Here is a 17,806-nt window from a genome sequence, read left to right on the forward strand (position 1 = left end):
TATTCGATAATCAGGTATAGAGAACAGGTCTTTTTTCTAATTTTTATAGATATAGTGTTTTCGTCAGCAAAGAGGTACCTTTTTGAATATCTGTATCTTAAACGTTCATTCAACAACGCAAATAAAAAAGCCCTCGATGCATATTAAATGCATTGAGGGCTTTGTCGTTTTAGCTACTTTTAGAAGCGGTAAGTTAGTTTAGAGTAAACAAAGCGGCCACGCGGGTTGTGTACGCTGCCAACATAACCATAAAGGTCGCTATCGCCGTTACCGATTGCAAACGGCGGCTCTTCATCTAGCAAGTTGTTAGAACCAATCACTAGGCGAAGGTTATCGCTGTAGTTGTAACCAAACTGAAGGTCTACCAGCATTTGAGAATCCACGGTTCTAGAGGTATTTTCTTCAAAATCTAATACACCGTCGAAGTCGATATCAGGGGTGTCTTCAAACTCCCCAATAAAGCTGATGTTTAAATTGGCATCAAACGCGCCTTTCGACCACGTTGTACCAAACAACCAGCGGTGCTCTGGGTAACCGTATTCGCCCGTATACTCTAGACCGTCTTTTTCAAACTCGTTCATGTAAGACCAATCTAGGTTGAAGCGCACGTTGCCGTACTCTTGTAGTTCCATGCTGTAATTAGCGCTGAAATCAACACCCGAGGCTTTTTGTGACGATACGTTTTGGTAAGTGTTAAATATCTTCTGGATAACACCTAGCGACTCACCCTGTTGTGGGTCTAGACGTACACAGATTGTGCTGTCCTGGTTATTACACTCAGCGTCGTAAACCAAACCAAATTGCTGTTCGTCAATTTTGTTATCTTGAGTAATACTCCACACGTCGATGCTTAGGCCCAGTTCTTGAATAGGCGCATAGATTACGCCCACGTTCCATGACTCTGATTCTTCTGCATCTAGATTAGGGTTACCCGCAAACTCGATGTTGTAATCCAATGATTCACAGTCTTGACCTGTTGCTTGACAGCGGTATTGATCAACAAAGAATACGCTTTTCTGTGATGGGCCTAAACCCACTTGTGCAAGCGAAGGCGCTCTAAAGCCTTGCGCCCATGAACCGCGAACCGTAACTTCATCGCTTGGTGCCCAACGTAACGCAATTTTAGGGTTAGTCGTGCTGCCAAAGTCGCTGTAGTGGTCGTAACGGCCTGCAAGCTGTAGCTCTAGCTCTTCAGCCAAAGGAATTGAAAGCTCTAAATATGCTGCGTACTGATCGCGTTCTGCTGAAGCTGATACTGACTCAGTACCAAAGATCAGACCGCGTTGGAACTGAACGTCTGGAACGTCAGACACTTGCTCTTCACGGTATTCAACACCCGCCGCCATCATGACGACATCATCGCCAAAATCAAACGCTTCGCCCGTGATATGCGCATCAACACTGGTCATGCGCGATTCACCACGACGCACTAGGCTGGTCGTAATTTCGTCAATTACGCTTTGAGGGTTAGTTACGCCGCCAAAGGGGTTGTAGTTGCCAAGATCAATTTGCTCTTGTAGCCAATCAACGCGAACCCAACCTTGCGATTGGTCACCGCTTTGCTCTGAACGGCTGCGACCTTTTTGAACCGACGCTTCCCAGTCGTAGTCGTTAAACGTACCGCGTAAACCTGCGACTAATCGAAGGGTGTCTGACTCAATATCCCAACGGCGAGCGCCAGCATCCACAGGACGATAGCGACCTATTTCAATGTCTTGTCCGAAAGGGTTATCAGGGTGAGTGCCTGGAACTGTCAAGCCTGCGTCTTCGTCAAGCGGCGTTGCTGCACCGCCTGCTTCAGACGTATTGTGCTGCATAGCAACTTCCATAAACGCGGTAGTTTCATCGCCAATTTTATAGTCGAATTGACCGATAAAGCCTACGCGCTCAGAGGCTGGAATCGTTAAACCAAACGGGCCGTAGTCGAATAAACAACTACCAGACGCTGTGGCGCTATCTTCCGGGCAGTCTGGGTCGATAGTTTTTACGCCATCAACATAAAAATAACCCGGGTACCCACGTGATGAGCGAAAATCCATGCCGCCGTAAGGCGATTGGTTTGCTGTACCGAAGCGACCCATTTCGTCAGCTCCTAGGGTGCTGTTATTGAAATAGTCGATAATAACAGTGGCACTGCTTTTCTCGCTTTGCGAACCCCACAAAATGCTTGCTGTGGTTTCATCGTAACTAGGGCCTGTTGTGCCGCCGTAGCCTGCATTGATCTCTAGACCTTCATAGTCTTTTTTAAGTACTACGTTTACTACACCCGCAACCGCATCTGAGCCATAAATAGCCGAGGCGCCGTCCTTTAGAATATCAATGCGCTCAATGGCTGATACCGGGATAGAGTTAATATCAACGAATGAGTTAGTGATACTTTCTGCAAACGCGCTGATTGCTACTCGGCGACCGTTAATAAGCACTAGCGTTGCATCTGGCCCCATACCTCGAAGCGATACGGCTGCTGCGCCGTTAGCGGTTGAGTCTTGGCTATTGTTACGTGTTGAGAAAGTACCTGCGCCGGTAGCGGGCATTCTTTCTAATAGTTGCTGAAGGTTTTCATAGCCCATGCCTTCAATCATTGTGGCGTCAATTGACTGAATAGGAGAGGGACCTTCCATATCTGTGCGTTTAATGCGAGAGCCGGTTACTGCAATTCGTTCAAGGTTCGCTGCTTCTTCGTCAGCTTGTTGTGCATGCACTGGGCTTAGTGAGGTAATTCCTGCAAGCGCTAATCCCACTGCTATAGCACTTACTTTACGACCTTGTTTCATTGTCATTTCCTTATTATCCATTTTACTTGTTGTGTGTTTCGGCAACACTATTTGTTGCAGATTTATCAATAGCACTCCTCATACTAAAGTTGCAATAGGGGAATATGCGAAATATGTGACACTTGGTTACAAAGTGTGTAAACCGTCTCTTACTTAATCGTATGATATTCTTTTTGTTTGAGTAATTAATAAGAAGTTAAAATTTCATATAATCAATGGCTTAGTGTATTTTTGTGGGTGTTATGGATAGAAGGGAGTGTGGGATATACACGCTTGTACAGTCGTATGAATTGTAATATTTAAGTTATCGTGTAGTACCTCTACATTTTTATCCGCCGCTCAACAGCGGCTATTTTTACAGATCTGACCAGCGTTTCACTGCCGGGAAAATGAACGCATGTAAAGGTCGCCAGTGCCCTTTGACAATCTCTTGTAACAGGTGCAGATATAAATCTAATCAGTTCGTTCAACATTGCGATGGGGAAAATGTAACTAACTGTGTCGAAAAGTGGTCGGGTCCACTACAAAAAGTTTCGTTTTCGCTTGTTGTACTTACTTATAAATATATTAAAAATCATGTGCTTAAATTGCTAATTTGAGAGGTTTCTGCCAACGCTTCAAATGCTATTAGTGCAAAACAAATGATGAGGGATAGGGAATGCCGTAGCGCTCACTGTGCGCTTGTGGTACTTGTTACGTCTTTTAATTAGCGAAGATTAAGAACCATGCTCAAAACATTCAAACGAACGCGAATGTGTAATGCCGTTGCTGTTATGGCGTTAAGTGCAATCTCGATAGGTTGCACTTACAGCGGCAAGCCTGCCCTCAACACACAAGCAGCCTCACTATCAGCGTCTCAAACCGTTAACAAGGGCGCGTCCTCGTTCAATGTAGAGTATGAACGCTTTACGCTAGAAAATGGGCTAACCGTGTTGCTACACGTAGATAGGTCTGACCCTGTCGCCGCGGTGGCACTGACTGCACACGTGGGCTCAGCAAGGGAGAAAGAGGGTCGCACGGGGTTTGCGCATCTGTTTGAACATCTCCTTTTCTTAGAATCTGAAAACTTAGGTAAAGGCGGGCTTGATAAGCTCAGTGCCCGTATTGGAGGTTCAGGGGCGAATGGCTCAACAAGCCGAGACAGCACGAATTATTATCAAACTGTACCTATCGATGCGTTGGAAAAAATGATTTGGGCTGAAGCTGACAAATTAGGCTTCTTTATTAATACGGTAACAGACCCCGTGCTTGCGAAAGAAAAGCAGGTGGTGAAAAACGAAAAACGTCAACGCGTAGATAATCGCGCCTACGGACACAACCAGTATGTCATCGACAAAAACTTGTACCCAGCTGGGCATCCATACAGTTGGCAGGTAATAGGGTCGTTAGACGACCTTCAAAATGCAACGCTTGCCGATGTTAAAGCGTTTTTCAATACATGGTATGTACCAAATAATGTGGTGTTAACCATCGCGGGGGATATCGATGTTGCACAAACAAAGTCTTGGGTTAAAAAGTATTTCGCTGAAATACCGGCGGGAGAAACAATTCCTAAACTTGCAACCCAGCCAGCAAAGTTAGATGAAACAGTCAAACGCTTCCATATCGATAACTTTGCTCAAGCACCTTTGCTTACCATGGTTTGGCCCACGGTTCCCCAGTACCACGACGACTACTACGCGCTTCAGGTGCTTTCTCAATATCTAAGCGAAGGTAAAAACGCGCCGTTAAACAAAGTACTTATTGATGAGAAAAAACTCACCAGTAACCTTTATCTTTATGGTTACGATGCAGAATTAGCGGGGCAGCTACAGCTTCAGGTCATGGCATTTAATGGCGTTGATTTAAATGCAGTATATGCAGGCATTGAAGAAGCATTTGCGCGTTTTGAGAAAGAGGGTATTGCACCTGAAGACCTTGCGAGCATTAAAGCGGGGCAGGAAACCGAATTCTATCAAGGGCTTTCTAGTGTGTTAGGAAAAGGCTTTCAGCTTGCACAGTACGAAATCTTTGCGGGAAACGCGGCTTTTATCAGCCAAGACGTCAAAAAAATTCTAGGTGTTTCACAAGACGATGTAATGCGTGTATATCGCACCTATCTTAAAGACAAGCCTTATGTCGCCTCTAGTTTTGTACCTAAAGGCAATAAGGAACTTGTTCTTGCCGGGTCAACAAAAGCTAACGTGGTTGAAGAATTAATCGTTGAAGGTGCAGAAGAGGCGTTTGATGCATCAATTGCTGCTGACTATGAGCGTACGCCTTCCTCCTTTGATAGAGCAAAAGAGCCTGCTTATGGAGCGAGTATAGAGGTTACGCCGCCACAAGTATGGCAAAGCACCTTGTCATCTGGCATTGATATAGCCGGTATTTCAAATGACGAAGTGCCGTTAGTGGCTTTTGAAATAAAACTCGATGGTGGAATGCTGCTCGACCCAGCAGGAAAAGCAGGCACAGCTAACTTATTAGCAGAACTTTTACTTAAGGGAACGGCAACGAAAACACCAAAGCAGTTAGAACAGGAAATACAGCTTTTAGGCGCCACTCTTGAAACGAATGCATCGGAAACGGCAGTAACAATTAGCGGCTCGGTACTGTCTAAGCATTACGATGCGCTAATGGCGCTTGTTACTGAAGTATTGCTCTCGCCTCGCTTTGATGAAGCAGAGTTTGCACTTGCCAAAGACGATGTAATTAATCAAATTGAGCAAATTAAGGCCAACCCAAATGCCATTGCTGCGGCAGAATTTAAAGCGCTGCTTTACGGTAACGCACATCCGTTCGCGCAGACCCCGCTGGGTGAAAAGGAAAGTGTCACGGCCATCAGCCTCGATGACGTTAAGGCTTTTTACTGGAAAAATATTTCCCCATCTTTAGCTAAGTTTCATGTGGTGGGCGATATCGAGCCGTCAGCCGTTAAACAGGCATTAGTTACGCTAAATAGTGCTTGGGTACCGAAAAAGGTATCGCTTCCGAACGTTTCAGAGCCATCTTTACCTGAAACGTCTCAATTATTTTTCTATGACGTACCGGATGCCAAGCAGTCTGTTTTGTATTTTGGTCATGCCGGCCCTAAAGCGACGCACAGTGATGCCTATCTGGCCAGCGTGATGAATTACCGTTTAGGAGGCGGTGGCTTCGCTTCACAACTGATGCAAGAACTGCGTGAGAACAAGGGCTACACCTATGGTATTCGTTCATCGTTTTCAAGCGACCAGTATACCGGTGAATTTATTATAAAAAGTGCAGTGCGTTCGAATGTAACTTTAGAAGCGACACAGGCTATACAAGATATTTTGCTTTCATACGGCAACGGGTATTCAAGTGAAGATCTTGAGGTTACGAAAGGATTCACATTGAAATCTGGTGCGCGTGCTTTTGAGACACTCGGGGCAAAGTTGAATATGGTAGATGAAATAAGTGATATTGGGTTACCTAACGACTACGTACTACAGCAGCAGGCAGAAGTAAAAGCGCTAACAGTAGACGACGTAAAGCGCCTGTACAACGCTTACGTACACCCAGGTAAAATGATTTACCTAGTTGTAGGGGATAAAGCGACACAGTTTAAACGCTTAGAAGCGCTGGGCCTTGGCACGCCAGTATTGCTTAACCCGTAAAACCAACTGAACTGACTAAAACAAGGCTGCTATTAATAAAAAGGCCCGTATGAAAAGTGTTCATACGGGCCTTAGTAGCAATGTTGTGTGCTATTGATGCGTTTTGAGTTTTGCAAGAAGCGCTGCTAATTTACTGACTGCGTTGTTTATAGCCTTTGAGCTAGCCGCTGATGCTTCTGAGTTGGTTGCAACTTCAGACGTGGCGTTACCAATCACCACCATGTTTCTGTTTAACTCCTCGCTAACCTGGCTTTGCTCTTCTGCAGCTGCAGCCATCTGTGTCATGCGTTCGCTAATTTCACCGATTTGAAGTACGGTAGTTTGCATTTTATCGAGTGCAGACTGCGAGCGATGAGATGCATCATTGGCTTTTTGACTACCTGAGTAGATAGTCTCTACCGTATGGTCAACTTCGCCTTGAAGGGCCGTTATTACATTGCCAATTTCCTCTACAGACTCTGCCGTTTTAGAGGCGAGAGAGCGTACTTCGTCAGCAACCACACTAAATCCGCGACCGTTGTCTCCTGCCCGAGCCGCCTCAATGGCCGCGTTGAGCGCCAATAGGTTGGTTTGATCCGCAATAGCACCAATAACGTCGAGTATCTTTTTAATATCTGCACTACGCTGAGAAACGGCTTGCACTGCTGTTGACGCGTTTTGCATTTCTTGCGATAGGTCAACCACCGAGCGTGTTGCTTCAGAGATTTCCGTTTCTGTCTGTTTGACCGAATCGGTAGCGTTGTCTGCATTATTGGCCGCATCTGCAGCCGTCCTTGCCACTTCCTGTGCAGTTTGCGACATTTCCGTTATGGCGGTCACCACGCTGTCTATTTCCGCTTGTTGAACTTGTATTAGTTCATTAGTGCTCTGCGTGTGCGCCTGTGTTTCTCCGCTTTGCTCAATGACGTGTGAACACGATTGCTTGGCTTGATCTAACATTTCACGCACGCTTTCTTTGAAGTGATTAAACGCTTCGCTTAATTGAATGAGCTCTGCGTGAGAATGAACGTGAATATCTTGAGTAAGGTCACCACCTTGGCCAGCGAGTTCTTCCATTCGCGCTGCCACCTGTCGCACGGGTTGAATAATACTTTTCGTAAATAAAAAGACCAAAACAAGCGCAATTACCGTGCACACCACAGCAACAATAAATTGAGTCGTTAATAGCGAAGTCACGGCAGTCGAAATCATGGTTTCAAGAGATGTGACAGGGGCCATGGCATGTGCTTTACTGACACCGACAATCATTTTCCACTTCACACCAGCTAAGTCTAAATCAATATCTTCTGATACATAGAGCATCCCGTCGTTTTCAAGAAGCCCTGCTTGTTTATTAGCGCTTAGCAATGTTTCAGACTTGGCTTTGTCAGCAAATACCTCGGAAAAAGGACGAGCGAGTTTGCTTGTCGCGTTAGTAGCGGCAACCACTAAGCCATTTTGGCTTATTACATAAACTTCTGCATTACCGTTGTAAAGCGACGCTTTAAGGTTTTCTGCACGCTTTTGAATGATTGGCAGGTTAAGGTCAGTACCTACCACGCCACGAAATTGATTATTGGCTATAACCGGTACGGTCAAGCTGGTCATTAATTCCGTATAGCCCTCGCGAATTTCGTATTGATAGGGGTTAGATACGCACGGCTTACGGGTTTCCTTGTTGCACAAATACCATTCTGCTGCTCGAAACCCAAACTCATCTAACCTTGTGTCGTGTTTTAACTCTGGGTCAGTAATCGGGACCTGCTCTGCCAAGCCGTTATTACTGCGAATAAAATAAACTTCAAAGCTTCCTGTCCCGGGCGTTGAATGTATCTTACCGGTTTTGTTGGCTTCAGCCTTTCCATCAAATAAGTTAGTTTCGAATTGAGCGTACATGCTAGACGTTGTGCCGGTATTCAATACACTTTTCACTAAACGTTGCGTTTGTTCGCGACTTAGCGATAGAGCGTCGCTCGCTTCAATGCTCGCGCTTAACTGGCTCGCCAACGTGTAAGGTAGAAAATGGGCACTGTTTATTAAGGCTTCCGTTTGCGCCGCATATTGAGACGCTTTGGCAGATACTGTTTTCTGTATTTGACTGACGACTTCGGTATTAACATGCTGTCCTATTTCGCTTTCTGTGCGGTCAAGCAAAGCATAGCTGACACCAATAAATACCAGAGCGATTAAAACAAAAAGCATGCCGACAACAGACATAAGCTTAGAAGATAGTGAGTGGCTTTTTTTCATACAGAAACAACGTGGTTTGTGAGTGGACAAGTGATGTAAGAAAGTGCGCTTACCGCTAATACTTAAAATGGTAAAGCGTTCGATGTTTACCAAAGTTGTAATCGGATAAGTAAAAAACAAATCCTGATAATTACGACCGCGGATGATACACGAGCAAAAACGCATTGTTTTTTAATGTAAGGTTTCGTGTCTTGTACCTTGGTATTGATTTTAATACGCAAAGGCAATGCAGGTGAATGTGACCGAAATGTAGGGCGCCACACGTACCAGTCTATTACTGATTTAATGTAGGGCGTGAGCCTACTGGACTATGCTGGAGGCATTGATGGCTGAAAAATCGCAGCAATCAAAAAAAAGAGAAAAGGACGTGGCATTGAGCCATACCGAAGAACAAGATGTAAGGGACAACCAAAGCTTAAATTCAGTTTCTCTTTATGCCATTGTGCATCGCGAGGGATTAGAAGAGCTTCAGCGACCCATGATGTCTTTATGGTGGTCAGGCGTAGCGGCAGGTATCGGCATATCGCTTTCCATTTTAGCTGAAGGGATCTTGCATCACTTATTTAAAGACTCCCAATACCAGTTCGTAATAGAAAATTTGGGCTATACCGTAGGTTTCGTTTTAGTAATAGTGGGGCGGCTTCAGCTATTTACTGAAAATACCTTATCGGTCATCTTACCGCTTCTTAGCAAGCCTTCCGTGAATATGTCGTTTTGTATAGCAAGATTATGGCTGATTGTGTTTGCCGCTAACATGGTAGGTACATTTTTGGCTGCGGTATTCAGTTATACCTTGCAGGCCGTACCTCCCGAGCTGGTGGTGGGAATGACGGCCATTTCTAAACACTACGCCGAATTCAGCGTTTCAGAAGCGTTTTCTTATGGCATAACTTCAGGTTTTATTATTGCCGCTATTGTGTGGATGAAGCCATCGGTGAAACATTCTCAAGTGTTGATGATTGTCATTTTCACATACCTTATCGCCATCGGTAATTTTACCCACGTAATTGCCGGTTCAACAGAGCTCTTTTTACTCGTGCTTCAAGGGCATATTAGTGTTGCTGAAACTGTCGCTTTAATTGGTGCAACCTTGATGGGTAATATTGTAGGCGGAACAGGGTTATTCGCGTTATTAGCCTATGGGCAAGTTGTGCGAGAGATAGAGCGGTAAGTAGAACGATAAAACAGAGCGGTAAATGAAAAATGCCCTTACACAAAGAAGTAATAAGGGCATTTTCTAACACGGCTTACTCATTTAGCGATTTATTTATGACGCTCGCGCAACACATTAAGTGCATCGTTTAGCGACATATCGCTGGCTTGAAGCAATACGGTTAAGTGGTACAACAAGTCAGCGGCTTCGTTTTTAAGCTCTTCTTTGTCGTGAACTGTAGCCGCAAGTGCGGTTTCTACGCCTTCTTCACCCACTTTTTGCGCTATGCGCTTAATGCCTTTATTGTAAAGGCTAGCGGTATAGCTGCTTTTAGGGTCAGCGTCTTTACGGGCAGCCAATACACGCTCTAAATCTGCAAGAAACGTAAAGGCTGGTGTGTTGCCGTCGAACCAACAGCTTTCAACACCAGTGTGGCATGTCGGGCCGTTAGGGTTGGCAAGTACCAACAGTGAATCTTGATCGCAGTCACAAGCAACGCTCACTAAATCTAGCGTGTTACCAGATGTTTCACCCTTGGTCCAAAGACGCTGTTTTGAACGGCTGAAGAATGTCACTTTGCCCGTTTCAAGGGTTTTCGCCAATGCGTCTTGGTCCATGTAACCTTGCATCAATACCTTGCCAGATAGTGCATCTTGCACAATAGCAGGTAGCAGGTTATCCATTTTGTCCCACGCTAATTTATTGCTGTTCTCATTAGTAATGATCACGGGTTTACTCCTTTTGCTTGCGCCGTTAAACCGTGACGCTTACGCATGGCAACGCCATTGCTGGTTAATTCTGCTTTTAGCTCATCAATGTTGATGATGCCTTTGTGAAATACTGAAGCGGCTAGCGCCCCATCTACATCAGCTTGCTGAAACACATCAGTAAAATGGGCGATTTCGCCAGCGCCGCCAGAGGCGATTAGCGGTACTTCACATACGTCACGCACGGCTTTCAGCTGCTTTACGTCATAGCCTTTGCGCACGCCATCTTGATTCATGCAGTTAAGCACAATTTCACCTGCGCCCCGTGACTGCACTTCTTTTATCCAATCGATGGTTTGCCACTGGCTTTTCTGTGTGCGGGCCTCATCACCGGTAAATTTGTACACTTCGTATTGATCAGTCGCTTCGTTGTAGAAGCTATCGATACCAATTACTACGCACTGCTGACCGTACACATCATGAAGCTGATTAATAAGCTCGGGGTTATTAAGGGCAGGGGAGTTAATCGAGATTTTATCTGCGCCCATTTCCAAAATGCGCCCAGCGTCTTCAATGCTCTTAATACCGCCCGCTACGCAAAACGGTATATCAATGACCTGTGCAATACGGCTCACCCAGCTTTTATCTACCACGCGGGCATCAGAGCTTGCAGTGATATCGTAAAATACCAACTCGTCGGCCCCCGCTTTCGCGTATTGCTCGGCAAGAGGCACGATGTCACCAATAATTTCATGGTTTCTAAATTGAACGCCTTTAACGACTTTACCGTCGCGTACATCCAAACAGGGAATTATGCGCTTTGCCAGCATGCGATAGCCTCCTTCACGGTAAACTTACCTTCAAGTAAGGCGCGACCTAAAATTACGCCACCAACGTTAGTGGGCTTAAGTGCTTCGATGTCGTTAATGCTGCCAATACCACCAGAAGCTTGCCAGCTTACATTAGGAAAACGCGCCGCCATCTCTTGGTATAACTCTGTGTTCGCGCCTTGTAGCGTACCGTCGCGGCTAATGTCAGTACATAGCACATGCTTTGCGCCAACTGTAGCGAAGTCTTCAAGCAAGCCTTCAAGGGCTACGCCTGAGTTTTCCTGCCAGCCGTGCGTCGCAATAAGCTTTTCACCGCTTTCGTTAATATTGATATCAAGGGCCAGCACAATGCGCTCAGGGCCATATTTCTCTACCCAAGACTTTACAAGTTCTGGCTGTTTTACCGCTAGCGAGCCAATTACTACGCGGCTCACACCGGTTTCAAGCAGCTGCGCAACTTCTTCTTCACTGCGAATACCGCCGCCGGCTTGAAACTGCATGCGCTTGGTATCCACCATGGATTTAATCAACTCTAGCTGACGTTTGCTGGTGTCTTTAGCGCCAGTAAGGTCAACAATGTGTAGCCAGGTTGCGCCTTGGTCGGCATAGTCGTGAACCACTTCTACAGGGTCCAGTTCGTATTGGGTTTTTTGCTCGTAGTCACCTTGATATAAGCGTACTACGTGTCCGTCAATAAGATCTATCGCTGGAATAATCATTATAGATTCACAAAATTAGTCAGTAGTTGGGCTCCGGCTTCGCCAGAGCGTTCTGGGTGGAATTGCACCCCGTAAAAGTTGTTTTTATTTATCGCCGCAGAAAACGTTTTGCCATAGGTGCAGCTAGCTAGCGTGTGCTCGTATTCCGGCACAGCAAAGCTATGAACAAAATAAAAGTAGGTATCTTGTGGGATGCCCTTAAATAAACTTTCTTCTTTATGAGCGACTGTGTTCCAACCCATATGAGGCAAACGTACACCTTTTGACTCCATGCGCGCCACATGACCTGGCATAAGGTTCAAACAGTCGATGTTGCCTGCACCCTGAAAACCACCTTCAGCACTGGTTTCTACCATTAGCTGCATGCCTAAGCATACACCTAGCACGGGCTGAGTTAGCGTCTGTAGTGTATCAGCCAAGGCTTTTTGCTTAATGCTAGCCATAGCCGCAGCCGCAGTGCCTACGCCAGGTAAGAACACTTTGTCTGCGCTTTTAATGACCTTCACATCATCTGATACATCAACTTCAACGCCTAAACGTTCAAGGGCAAAGCGTACCGATGAGATGTTCGCGCAGCCAGTATTTACAATTACTATTTTTTGTCGCTGGCTGGTGTTTACCACTGACATTACAGGGCTCCTTTACTGCTTGGTAGCGCATCACCTTGGCGAGTAATCGCCTGACGAAGCGCGCGCCCAAATACTTTAAACAAGCTTTCTACTTGGTGGTGAGCGTTCCCTTCGCTAGTGGAAAGGTGAAGCGATAGCCCCATACTTTGCGCCAGTGAATAGAAAAAGTGTGGCACCATTTCAGTAGCCATTTCACCCACTTGATCACGACTGAATTCAGCGTCGAATTTAAGGTGAGGGCGGTTTGAAATATCCATGATACATTCAGCACGGCACTCATCCATCGGCAGGGCAAAACCAAAGCGGCCAATACCGCGCTTGTCGCCTAGTGCTTTTTTAAGCGCTTCACCTAATGCTAGGGCGGTGTCTTCCACACTGTGGTGGTCGTCAATGTGTAAATCGCCGTTTGTGGTTAGGTTAAGTTCAAACCCGCCGTGGGTAGCAATCTGATCTAGCATGTGATCAAAAAAGCCCATGCCAGTTTGAATGGTCGACTTGGCTTGCGAGTCTAAATCAACACGCACTTTAATGTCGGTCTCAGAGGTCGTGCGCACGACCTCGGCAATGCGTGACGATGCTAACAGGCTTTTCTGAATATCATTCCAGTTTAAGCTCTCGCGGTTGTACTGAAAGCTGCGAATACCCATGTTTTCAGCAAGCTGTACATCGGTAACTCTGTCACCAATAACAAACGAACGAGTGAAGTCCACTTTGCCTTGCTGCAGGTATTCTTGTACTAAGCCAAGCTTGGGTTTGCGGCATGTGCAGTTATCAGCATCGAAGTGCGGGCAAATAAGCACGTCGTCAAACACTACACCCTGGCTTTCGAAAATGGCCATCATGGCATTGTGTGGCTTGTCGAAGTCTTCTTGCGGGAAACTGTCTGTACCCAAGCCGTCTTGATTACTTACCATCACGAGTTTAAACCCAGCTGCCTTTAGTTTAAGTAGCACAGGAATAACGTTTGGCTCGAAAACAAGCTTCTCTAAACTATCTAATTGCTTATCTACTGGCGGCTCTTCTACGAGTGTACCGTCGCGGTCAATAAATAAAATGGCTTGCTGACTCATGCCGCGTCCTCATTATTTTTAAATTCGTTAATTAGCTGCATTAAACGCTGGTTTTGCTCTTCAGTGCCTATGCTTACGCGTAAACAGTTTTGTAAGTTAAGCTGTTTTGATTGATCGCGAATAAGCATGCCTTGGCTTACCAAGTACTGCATTAGGGCTTGCGCTTTTGCGTAGCGGAATAAGATAAAGTTTGCTCGTCTATCACCCACTAATTCAAAGCCTTCGATAGATTCCAGCGCTTCGGCTAGGGCCTCTTTTTCCCGGTTAATAGTAGCCACCTGAAGCTCAAGTAACGTTAGCGATTCAGCCGACAATGCTTGTGCAGCAATCTGCGCTACTGGCTCTGGAATGGGATAGGGCGCTATCACTTTAAGTAGTGCTTGGATGACGGGTGCCTGAGCAAGTGTAAAACCACAGCGAAGACCGGCAAGAGCAAACGCTTTAGACAACGTACGAAGTACCACCAAGTTTGGATAGTTGTTTATTTCATTTGCCCACGTATTGTCGGCATCGAACTCAATATACGCTTCATCTACAACAACGAGTGCTTTATCGGCAAAGTGATTGAGCACGGTTTTAATGTCTTCATGAGCAACTGGCGTACCGGTTGGGTTATTTGGCGCACAGATGAAAATCACGTTAACGTCATCTTCAGCGCATACAGCATTCACGTTAAGGCTAAAGTCGTCGTTAAGCGGCACTTTCTTAATGCCCACATCACAGGTTTCAGCACTGATTGCATACATACCGTAGGTAGGCGGGCATATCAGAATGCTGTCTTTACCCGGCGTGCAGAAGGTGCGAATAAGCAACTCAATGCCTTCATCTGCGCCGCGGGTAACTATAAGCTGCGATTTGTCGAGCCCTGTGTAGTTTGCGTAACCACTGACTACCGCTTCGGGCTGACATGACGGATAGCGGTTAAAGTTACTGCTATCTACGCTGTATTCGTTGGCATAAGGTGACTCGTTGGCATTAAGCCAGTCTTGACCGCCTGAAAACAAGCGACGAGCCGATTCATACGGCTTTAGCGGCACTAAATTTTCGTTAATTAGGTTATCGATAAGTGCCGACATTAGGCGTCTCCTTGCTTAAGTGCCTGCATGCGAAGTGCAACGGCCTGTTCGTGTGCATCCAAGCCCTCGGCAGCTGCAAGTGCCATAATCGCAGGGCCTAAATTACGCATGCCGTCTGCGCTTAGTTCTTGAATAGTGTAGCGACGCATAAAGTCTAATAATCCAAGGCTAGAGTAATTCTTAGCATAGCCATAGGTTGGCAGTACGTGGTTAGTGCCCGACGCGTAATCACCTGCAGATTCTGGTGACCACGGGCCTAGGAATATAGAGCCTGCGTATTTAATTTTTGGCAAACAATCACGGGCATTCTCTATTTGTACAATTAAGTGCTCAGCAGCGTAGGCGTTACTTGCTTCAATGGCTTGCTCAATGGAATCAGCCAAAATATAACGCGCATTTTCCATAGCAGGGCGGGCAATCTCAGCGCGAGATAGGGTTGCTAATTGACGTTCAACCGCGGCTTTTGCTTCTTCAATAAGTGTAGCGCTGTTAGACACCAAAATAGCCTGCGAGTCTGGACCGTGCTCGGCTTGGGAAAGCAGGTCGGCCGCTACAAACTCAGGGTTTGCGAACTCATCAGCAAGTACCAACACTTCTGATGGGCCGGCCGGCATATCAATAGCTGCACCATCGGCACGTTGGCTTACTTGCTGTTTAGCTTCAGTCACAAAGCTGTTACCCGGGCCAAAAATCTTATCTACTTGAGGAACGCTGTCTGTTCCCAAGGCCATAGCGGCGATTGCTTGGGCACCACCACACAAGAAGATCTTGTCGATGCCGCATTTTCTGGCCGCATACGCAATTTCAGGCGCGATAAGCTGTTCTTTGTTTGGTGGAGTACAAAGTAGCTTATTTTCGCAGCCCGCCACCAATGCAGGTACGCCTAGCATCAATACGGTTGATGGAAGTGGAGCGCTGCCGCCTGGAATATAAAGACCCACTGCATCAAGGGCGGTGAAGCGCAGCTCGCATTTAACACCAGGCGTTGTGGTTAGCGCGATATCACTAGGCATTTGCGCTTCGTGAAACATTTTTATGTTGTTGAACGCAGTATCGATAGCACTTGCTACATCTGGCGTTACCTTCGCAGCAAGAGCATCAATGTTTTCTTGTGAAAGGACAAGGCTAGTTAAGTCTGGGCAGTCAAATTTACGTGTGTAATCAAGTACTGCCTCATCGCCTTCTTTTTCAACGCGGGCGATAATGTCGCCCACGGTCTGCTTTAACTGTTGGCTATTGGCCATAGCCGGGCGGGCTAGCGCCTGTTTTTTCTCATTTACCGAAAGAGATGACCAAGTAATCATAATTGCCTGCCTTTTAGCCCATCATTTTTTCGATTGGCATTACAAGAATAGAGCTACAACCAAGGGCTTTAAGTTTCTCCATGGTTTCCCAGAACAAGGTCTCTGTAGAAACAACGTGGATAGCAACTTGTTCTTCATTTCCAGCAAGTGGTAGAACCGTAGGATTTTCAGCACCTGGAAGTAGGCTTTTCACCTGCTCTAAATACGCTTTTGGTGCGTGTAGCATGATGTACTTGCTTTCTTTTGCTAGTAATACGCCATCAACACGTGGCATTAGTCGGTTAACCAGTGTTTCTTTCTCGTCGTTAAGCTCGCCATCAGCGCGCTTAATAAGTACCGCTTTACTGCGGAAAATAACGTCTTTTTCAACAAGACCGTTAGCTTCAAGGGTTGCACCGGTAGATACAAGGTCACAGATAGCGTCAGCTACACCTGCTCGTGGGGCCACTTCCACAGAACCTTGTAGCATTACAGCCTTTGCATTTATGCCCTGTTCTTTGAAGTAGCGCTCAAGTAGGTAGGGGTAAGTTGTTGCTACTTTTTTGCCTTCTAGCGACTGGATTCCTTGATAATCCATCTCATTAGGTACCGCTATAGACAGGCGGCAGCCGCCGTAGTCTAGACGACGCAGTACTTCATATTCGAATGGCTTGCCCGCAGCTTTCCGCTCTAGCATTTTCTCTTCTAGCTCGTTTTCGCCAATAAAGCCTAGGTCTACTACACCATCCATAACAAGACCTGGAATATCGTCGTCACGCACGCGAAGCAAATCAATAGGCTGGTTCGTAGAATGCGCAATCAGCAGGCGATCACGAATATTGAGTTTAATGCCTATAGCTTTCAGTAGGGCAATGCTGTCATCGCTCAATCGACCTGATTTCTGTACGGCAATTCGAAGTCTTTTGCTGTTACTCATTGAAACGTTCCTTACACGTTGTGTTTTAACTTTTGATTGCGCCTAAAACGAAAAACCCCCGGAAGTTTCCTTCCGAGGGTCGAGAATTTGTTTTATCTGCGCCACTGGAAGGATACATAGACCTTCCAGCACGAACCTGAAAGGTTATGCTTTGTGGTGGTGGTGATGTTTCGTCGCGCAGTTAATCATTTTGAAAATTTTTATTCCTTATTTTGAACGGCTGAAACATTAGCGTTTTGAATTAGGATTTGCAAGGTTAAAGTGAACTCTTTTGGCACATTAACTCTAATTTAATGTGTATATAATAAAACAATTCGTTATGAACTCGTTTTGATCTGTAAAGACCGGCACAAAAAGGCCGATAAAATTAATAGAGCAAACTACTATCTTTAGGAGGGTGCATGAGTAATGACTTACTGTTTCCTATTTTACCTCGCAATACGAAAGTACCGGTGGAAGTCGATGAGCGCGTGAAAAAAGTGCAAAAGACAAAAAAAACAGAGCATGTGTCTGAAGACGACCATGATCAGTTGCCAGATATAAAGCGAACTGAGATTGTAGAAAGCACGAATAACAACACGAAAGAAAAAAACAAAGACCAAGACAACGATAAGGGGTTTCTTAAACACATCGATGTAGATGTTTAGTTTGCTCCTTCCTTACCACGGGCCTTAAGGGTGCGGGCGGACTTTTTATCGCTGCCTATTTATATACAGCATTATGTTAGATGCTCAAGGCGAGTTAGGCATTAGCGCAAGCTACGGGTCAAGATAAGATTGAAA

At 45.8% G+C, this 17,806-nt stretch carries 13 protein-coding genes and 1 other annotated feature; of the genes, 3 read left to right on the forward strand and 10 right to left on the reverse strand.

What is annotated here, in order from left to right:
• Positions 1 to 179: 179 nt before the first annotated feature.
• Positions 180 to 2,774, reverse strand: a complete 2,595-nt coding sequence (locus ACX5J7_RS06975; protein WP_012519074.1) for a TonB-dependent receptor — start codon at positions 2,772 to 2,774, stop codon at positions 180 to 182.
• Between the two features lie 725 nt (positions 2,775 to 3,499).
• Between ACX5J7_RS06975 and ACX5J7_RS06980 the strand changes: the two genes are divergently transcribed.
• Complete coding sequence (locus ACX5J7_RS06980; protein WP_498706599.1) at positions 3,500 to 6,391, forward strand: M16 family metallopeptidase; 2,892 nt, start codon at positions 3,500 to 3,502, stop codon at positions 6,389 to 6,391.
• 90 nt (positions 6,392 to 6,481) lie between these two features.
• Here the strand turns inward: ACX5J7_RS06980 and ACX5J7_RS06985 are convergent, their stop codons facing one another.
• A complete protein-coding gene (locus ACX5J7_RS06985; protein ID WP_498706600.1) occupies positions 6,482 to 8,620 on the reverse strand; it encodes a methyl-accepting chemotaxis protein in 2,139 nt (712 codons plus the stop codon).
• Positions 8,621 to 8,945: 325 nt separating this feature from the next.
• Here ACX5J7_RS06985 and ACX5J7_RS06990 point away from each other — a divergent pair, with 325 nt between their 5' ends.
• Positions 8,946 to 9,791 (forward strand): formate/nitrite transporter family protein, encoded by an 846-nt coding sequence (locus ACX5J7_RS06990; protein WP_490370004.1) that lies wholly within the window; start codon positions 8,946 to 8,948, stop codon positions 9,789 to 9,791.
• Positions 9,792 to 9,883: 92 nt separating this feature from the next.
• On the opposite strand, the gene hisIE is transcribed toward ACX5J7_RS06990, so the two are convergent.
• Genes hisIE through hisG form a run of 8 tightly spaced genes read right to left on the reverse strand, consistent with a single transcriptional unit; the run spans position 9,884 to position 17,024 of the window.
• Positions 9,884 to 10,501, reverse strand: coding sequence for a bifunctional phosphoribosyl-AMP cyclohydrolase/phosphoribosyl-ATP diphosphatase HisIE (gene hisIE, locus ACX5J7_RS06995; RefSeq protein ID WP_390608577.1), 618 nt, complete (start codon positions 10,499 to 10,501; stop codon positions 9,884 to 9,886).
• On the reverse strand, positions 10,498 to 11,310 hold the full coding sequence (hisF, locus tag ACX5J7_RS07000) for an imidazole glycerol phosphate synthase subunit HisF (protein ID WP_015067586.1): 813 nt from the start codon (positions 11,308 to 11,310) through the stop codon (positions 10,498 to 10,500). Before hisF ends, hisIE begins: the two co-directional genes overlap by 4 nt.
• Positions 11,292 to 12,029 (reverse strand): 1-(5-phosphoribosyl)-5-[(5-phosphoribosylamino)methylideneamino]imidazole-4-carboxamide isomerase, encoded by a 738-nt coding sequence (gene hisA, locus ACX5J7_RS07005; RefSeq protein WP_012518918.1) that lies wholly within the window; start codon positions 12,027 to 12,029, stop codon positions 11,292 to 11,294. Before hisA ends, hisF begins: the two co-directional genes overlap by 19 nt.
• Complete coding sequence (gene hisH, locus ACX5J7_RS07010) at positions 12,029 to 12,658, reverse strand: imidazole glycerol phosphate synthase subunit HisH (RefSeq protein ID WP_278344708.1); 630 nt, start codon at positions 12,656 to 12,658, stop codon at positions 12,029 to 12,031. Before hisH ends, hisA begins: the two co-directional genes overlap by 1 nt.
• Positions 12,658 to 13,728, reverse strand: a complete 1,071-nt coding sequence (gene hisB, locus ACX5J7_RS07015) for a bifunctional histidinol-phosphatase/imidazoleglycerol-phosphate dehydratase HisB (RefSeq protein WP_498706602.1) — start codon at positions 13,726 to 13,728, stop codon at positions 12,658 to 12,660. Before hisB ends, hisH begins: the two co-directional genes overlap by 1 nt.
• Positions 13,725 to 14,804: a histidinol-phosphate transaminase gene (gene hisC, locus ACX5J7_RS07020; RefSeq protein ID WP_498706604.1), complete on the reverse strand. Its 1,080-nt coding sequence runs from the start codon at positions 14,802 to 14,804 to the stop codon at positions 13,725 to 13,727. Before hisC ends, hisB begins: the two co-directional genes overlap by 4 nt.
• Positions 14,804 to 16,108, reverse strand: a complete 1,305-nt coding sequence (hisD, locus tag ACX5J7_RS07025) for a histidinol dehydrogenase (protein ID WP_498706605.1) — start codon at positions 16,106 to 16,108, stop codon at positions 14,804 to 14,806. The genes hisC and hisD overlap by 1 nt, the downstream gene beginning before the upstream one ends.
• 13 nt (positions 16,109 to 16,121) lie before the next feature.
• Positions 16,122 to 17,024 carry an ATP phosphoribosyltransferase gene (gene hisG / locus ACX5J7_RS07030; protein ID WP_342287530.1) on the reverse strand — a complete coding sequence of 301 codons (903 nt, stop codon included), beginning with the start codon at positions 17,022 to 17,024 and terminating at the stop codon, positions 16,122 to 16,124.
• A gap of 50 nt (positions 17,025 to 17,074) precedes the next feature.
• Positions 17,075 to 17,193 (reverse strand) — a sequence feature (His leader region).
• Positions 17,194 to 17,425: 232 nt separating this feature from the next.
• On the opposite strand from hisG, the gene ACX5J7_RS07035 reads away from it, so the two are divergent.
• Entirely contained in the window at positions 17,426 to 17,671 is a 246-nt protein-coding gene (locus ACX5J7_RS07035; protein ID WP_012518912.1) for a hypothetical protein, read from the forward strand.
• Positions 17,672 to 17,806 lie beyond the last annotated feature (135 nt).

It is taken from the genome of Alteromonas infernus (genome assembly GCF_902705815.1).

Bases quoted from the DNA above. Each gene is read 5' to 3' on its own strand.
- ACX5J7_RS06975 (WP_012519074.1), bottom strand. From the start codon at position 2,774: ATGAAACAAGGTCGTAAAGTAAGTGCTATAGCAGTGGGATTAGCGCTT.
- ACX5J7_RS06980 (WP_498706599.1), top strand. From the start codon at position 3,500: ATGCTCAAAACATTCAAACGAACGCGAATGTGTAATGCCGTTGCTGTT.
- ACX5J7_RS06985 (WP_498706600.1), bottom strand. From the start codon at position 8,620: ATGAAAAAAAGCCACTCACTATCTTCTAAGCTTATGTCTGTTGTCGGC.
- ACX5J7_RS06990 (WP_490370004.1), top strand. From the start codon at position 8,946: ATGGCTGAAAAATCGCAGCAATCAAAAAAAAGAGAAAAGGACGTGGCA.
- hisF (WP_015067586.1), bottom strand. From the start codon at position 11,310: ATGCTGGCAAAGCGCATAATTCCCTGTTTGGATGTACGCGACGGTAAA.
- hisA (WP_012518918.1), bottom strand. From the start codon at position 12,029: ATGATTATTCCAGCGATAGATCTTATTGACGGACACGTAGTACGCTTA.
- hisH (WP_278344708.1), bottom strand. From the start codon at position 12,658: ATGTCAGTGGTAAACACCAGCCAGCGACAAAAAATAGTAATTGTAAAT.
- hisB (WP_498706602.1), bottom strand. From the start codon at position 13,728: ATGAGTCAGCAAGCCATTTTATTTATTGACCGCGACGGTACACTCGTA.
- hisC (WP_498706604.1), bottom strand. From the start codon at position 14,804: ATGTCGGCACTTATCGATAACCTAATTAACGAAAATTTAGTGCCGCTA.
- hisD (WP_498706605.1), bottom strand. From the start codon at position 16,108: ATGATTACTTGGTCATCTCTTTCGGTAAATGAGAAAAAACAGGCGCTA.
- hisG (WP_342287530.1), bottom strand. From the start codon at position 17,024: ATGAGTAACAGCAAAAGACTTCGAATTGCCGTACAGAAATCAGGTCGA.
- ACX5J7_RS07035 (WP_012518912.1), top strand. From the start codon at position 17,426: ATGAGTAATGACTTACTGTTTCCTATTTTACCTCGCAATACGAAAGTA.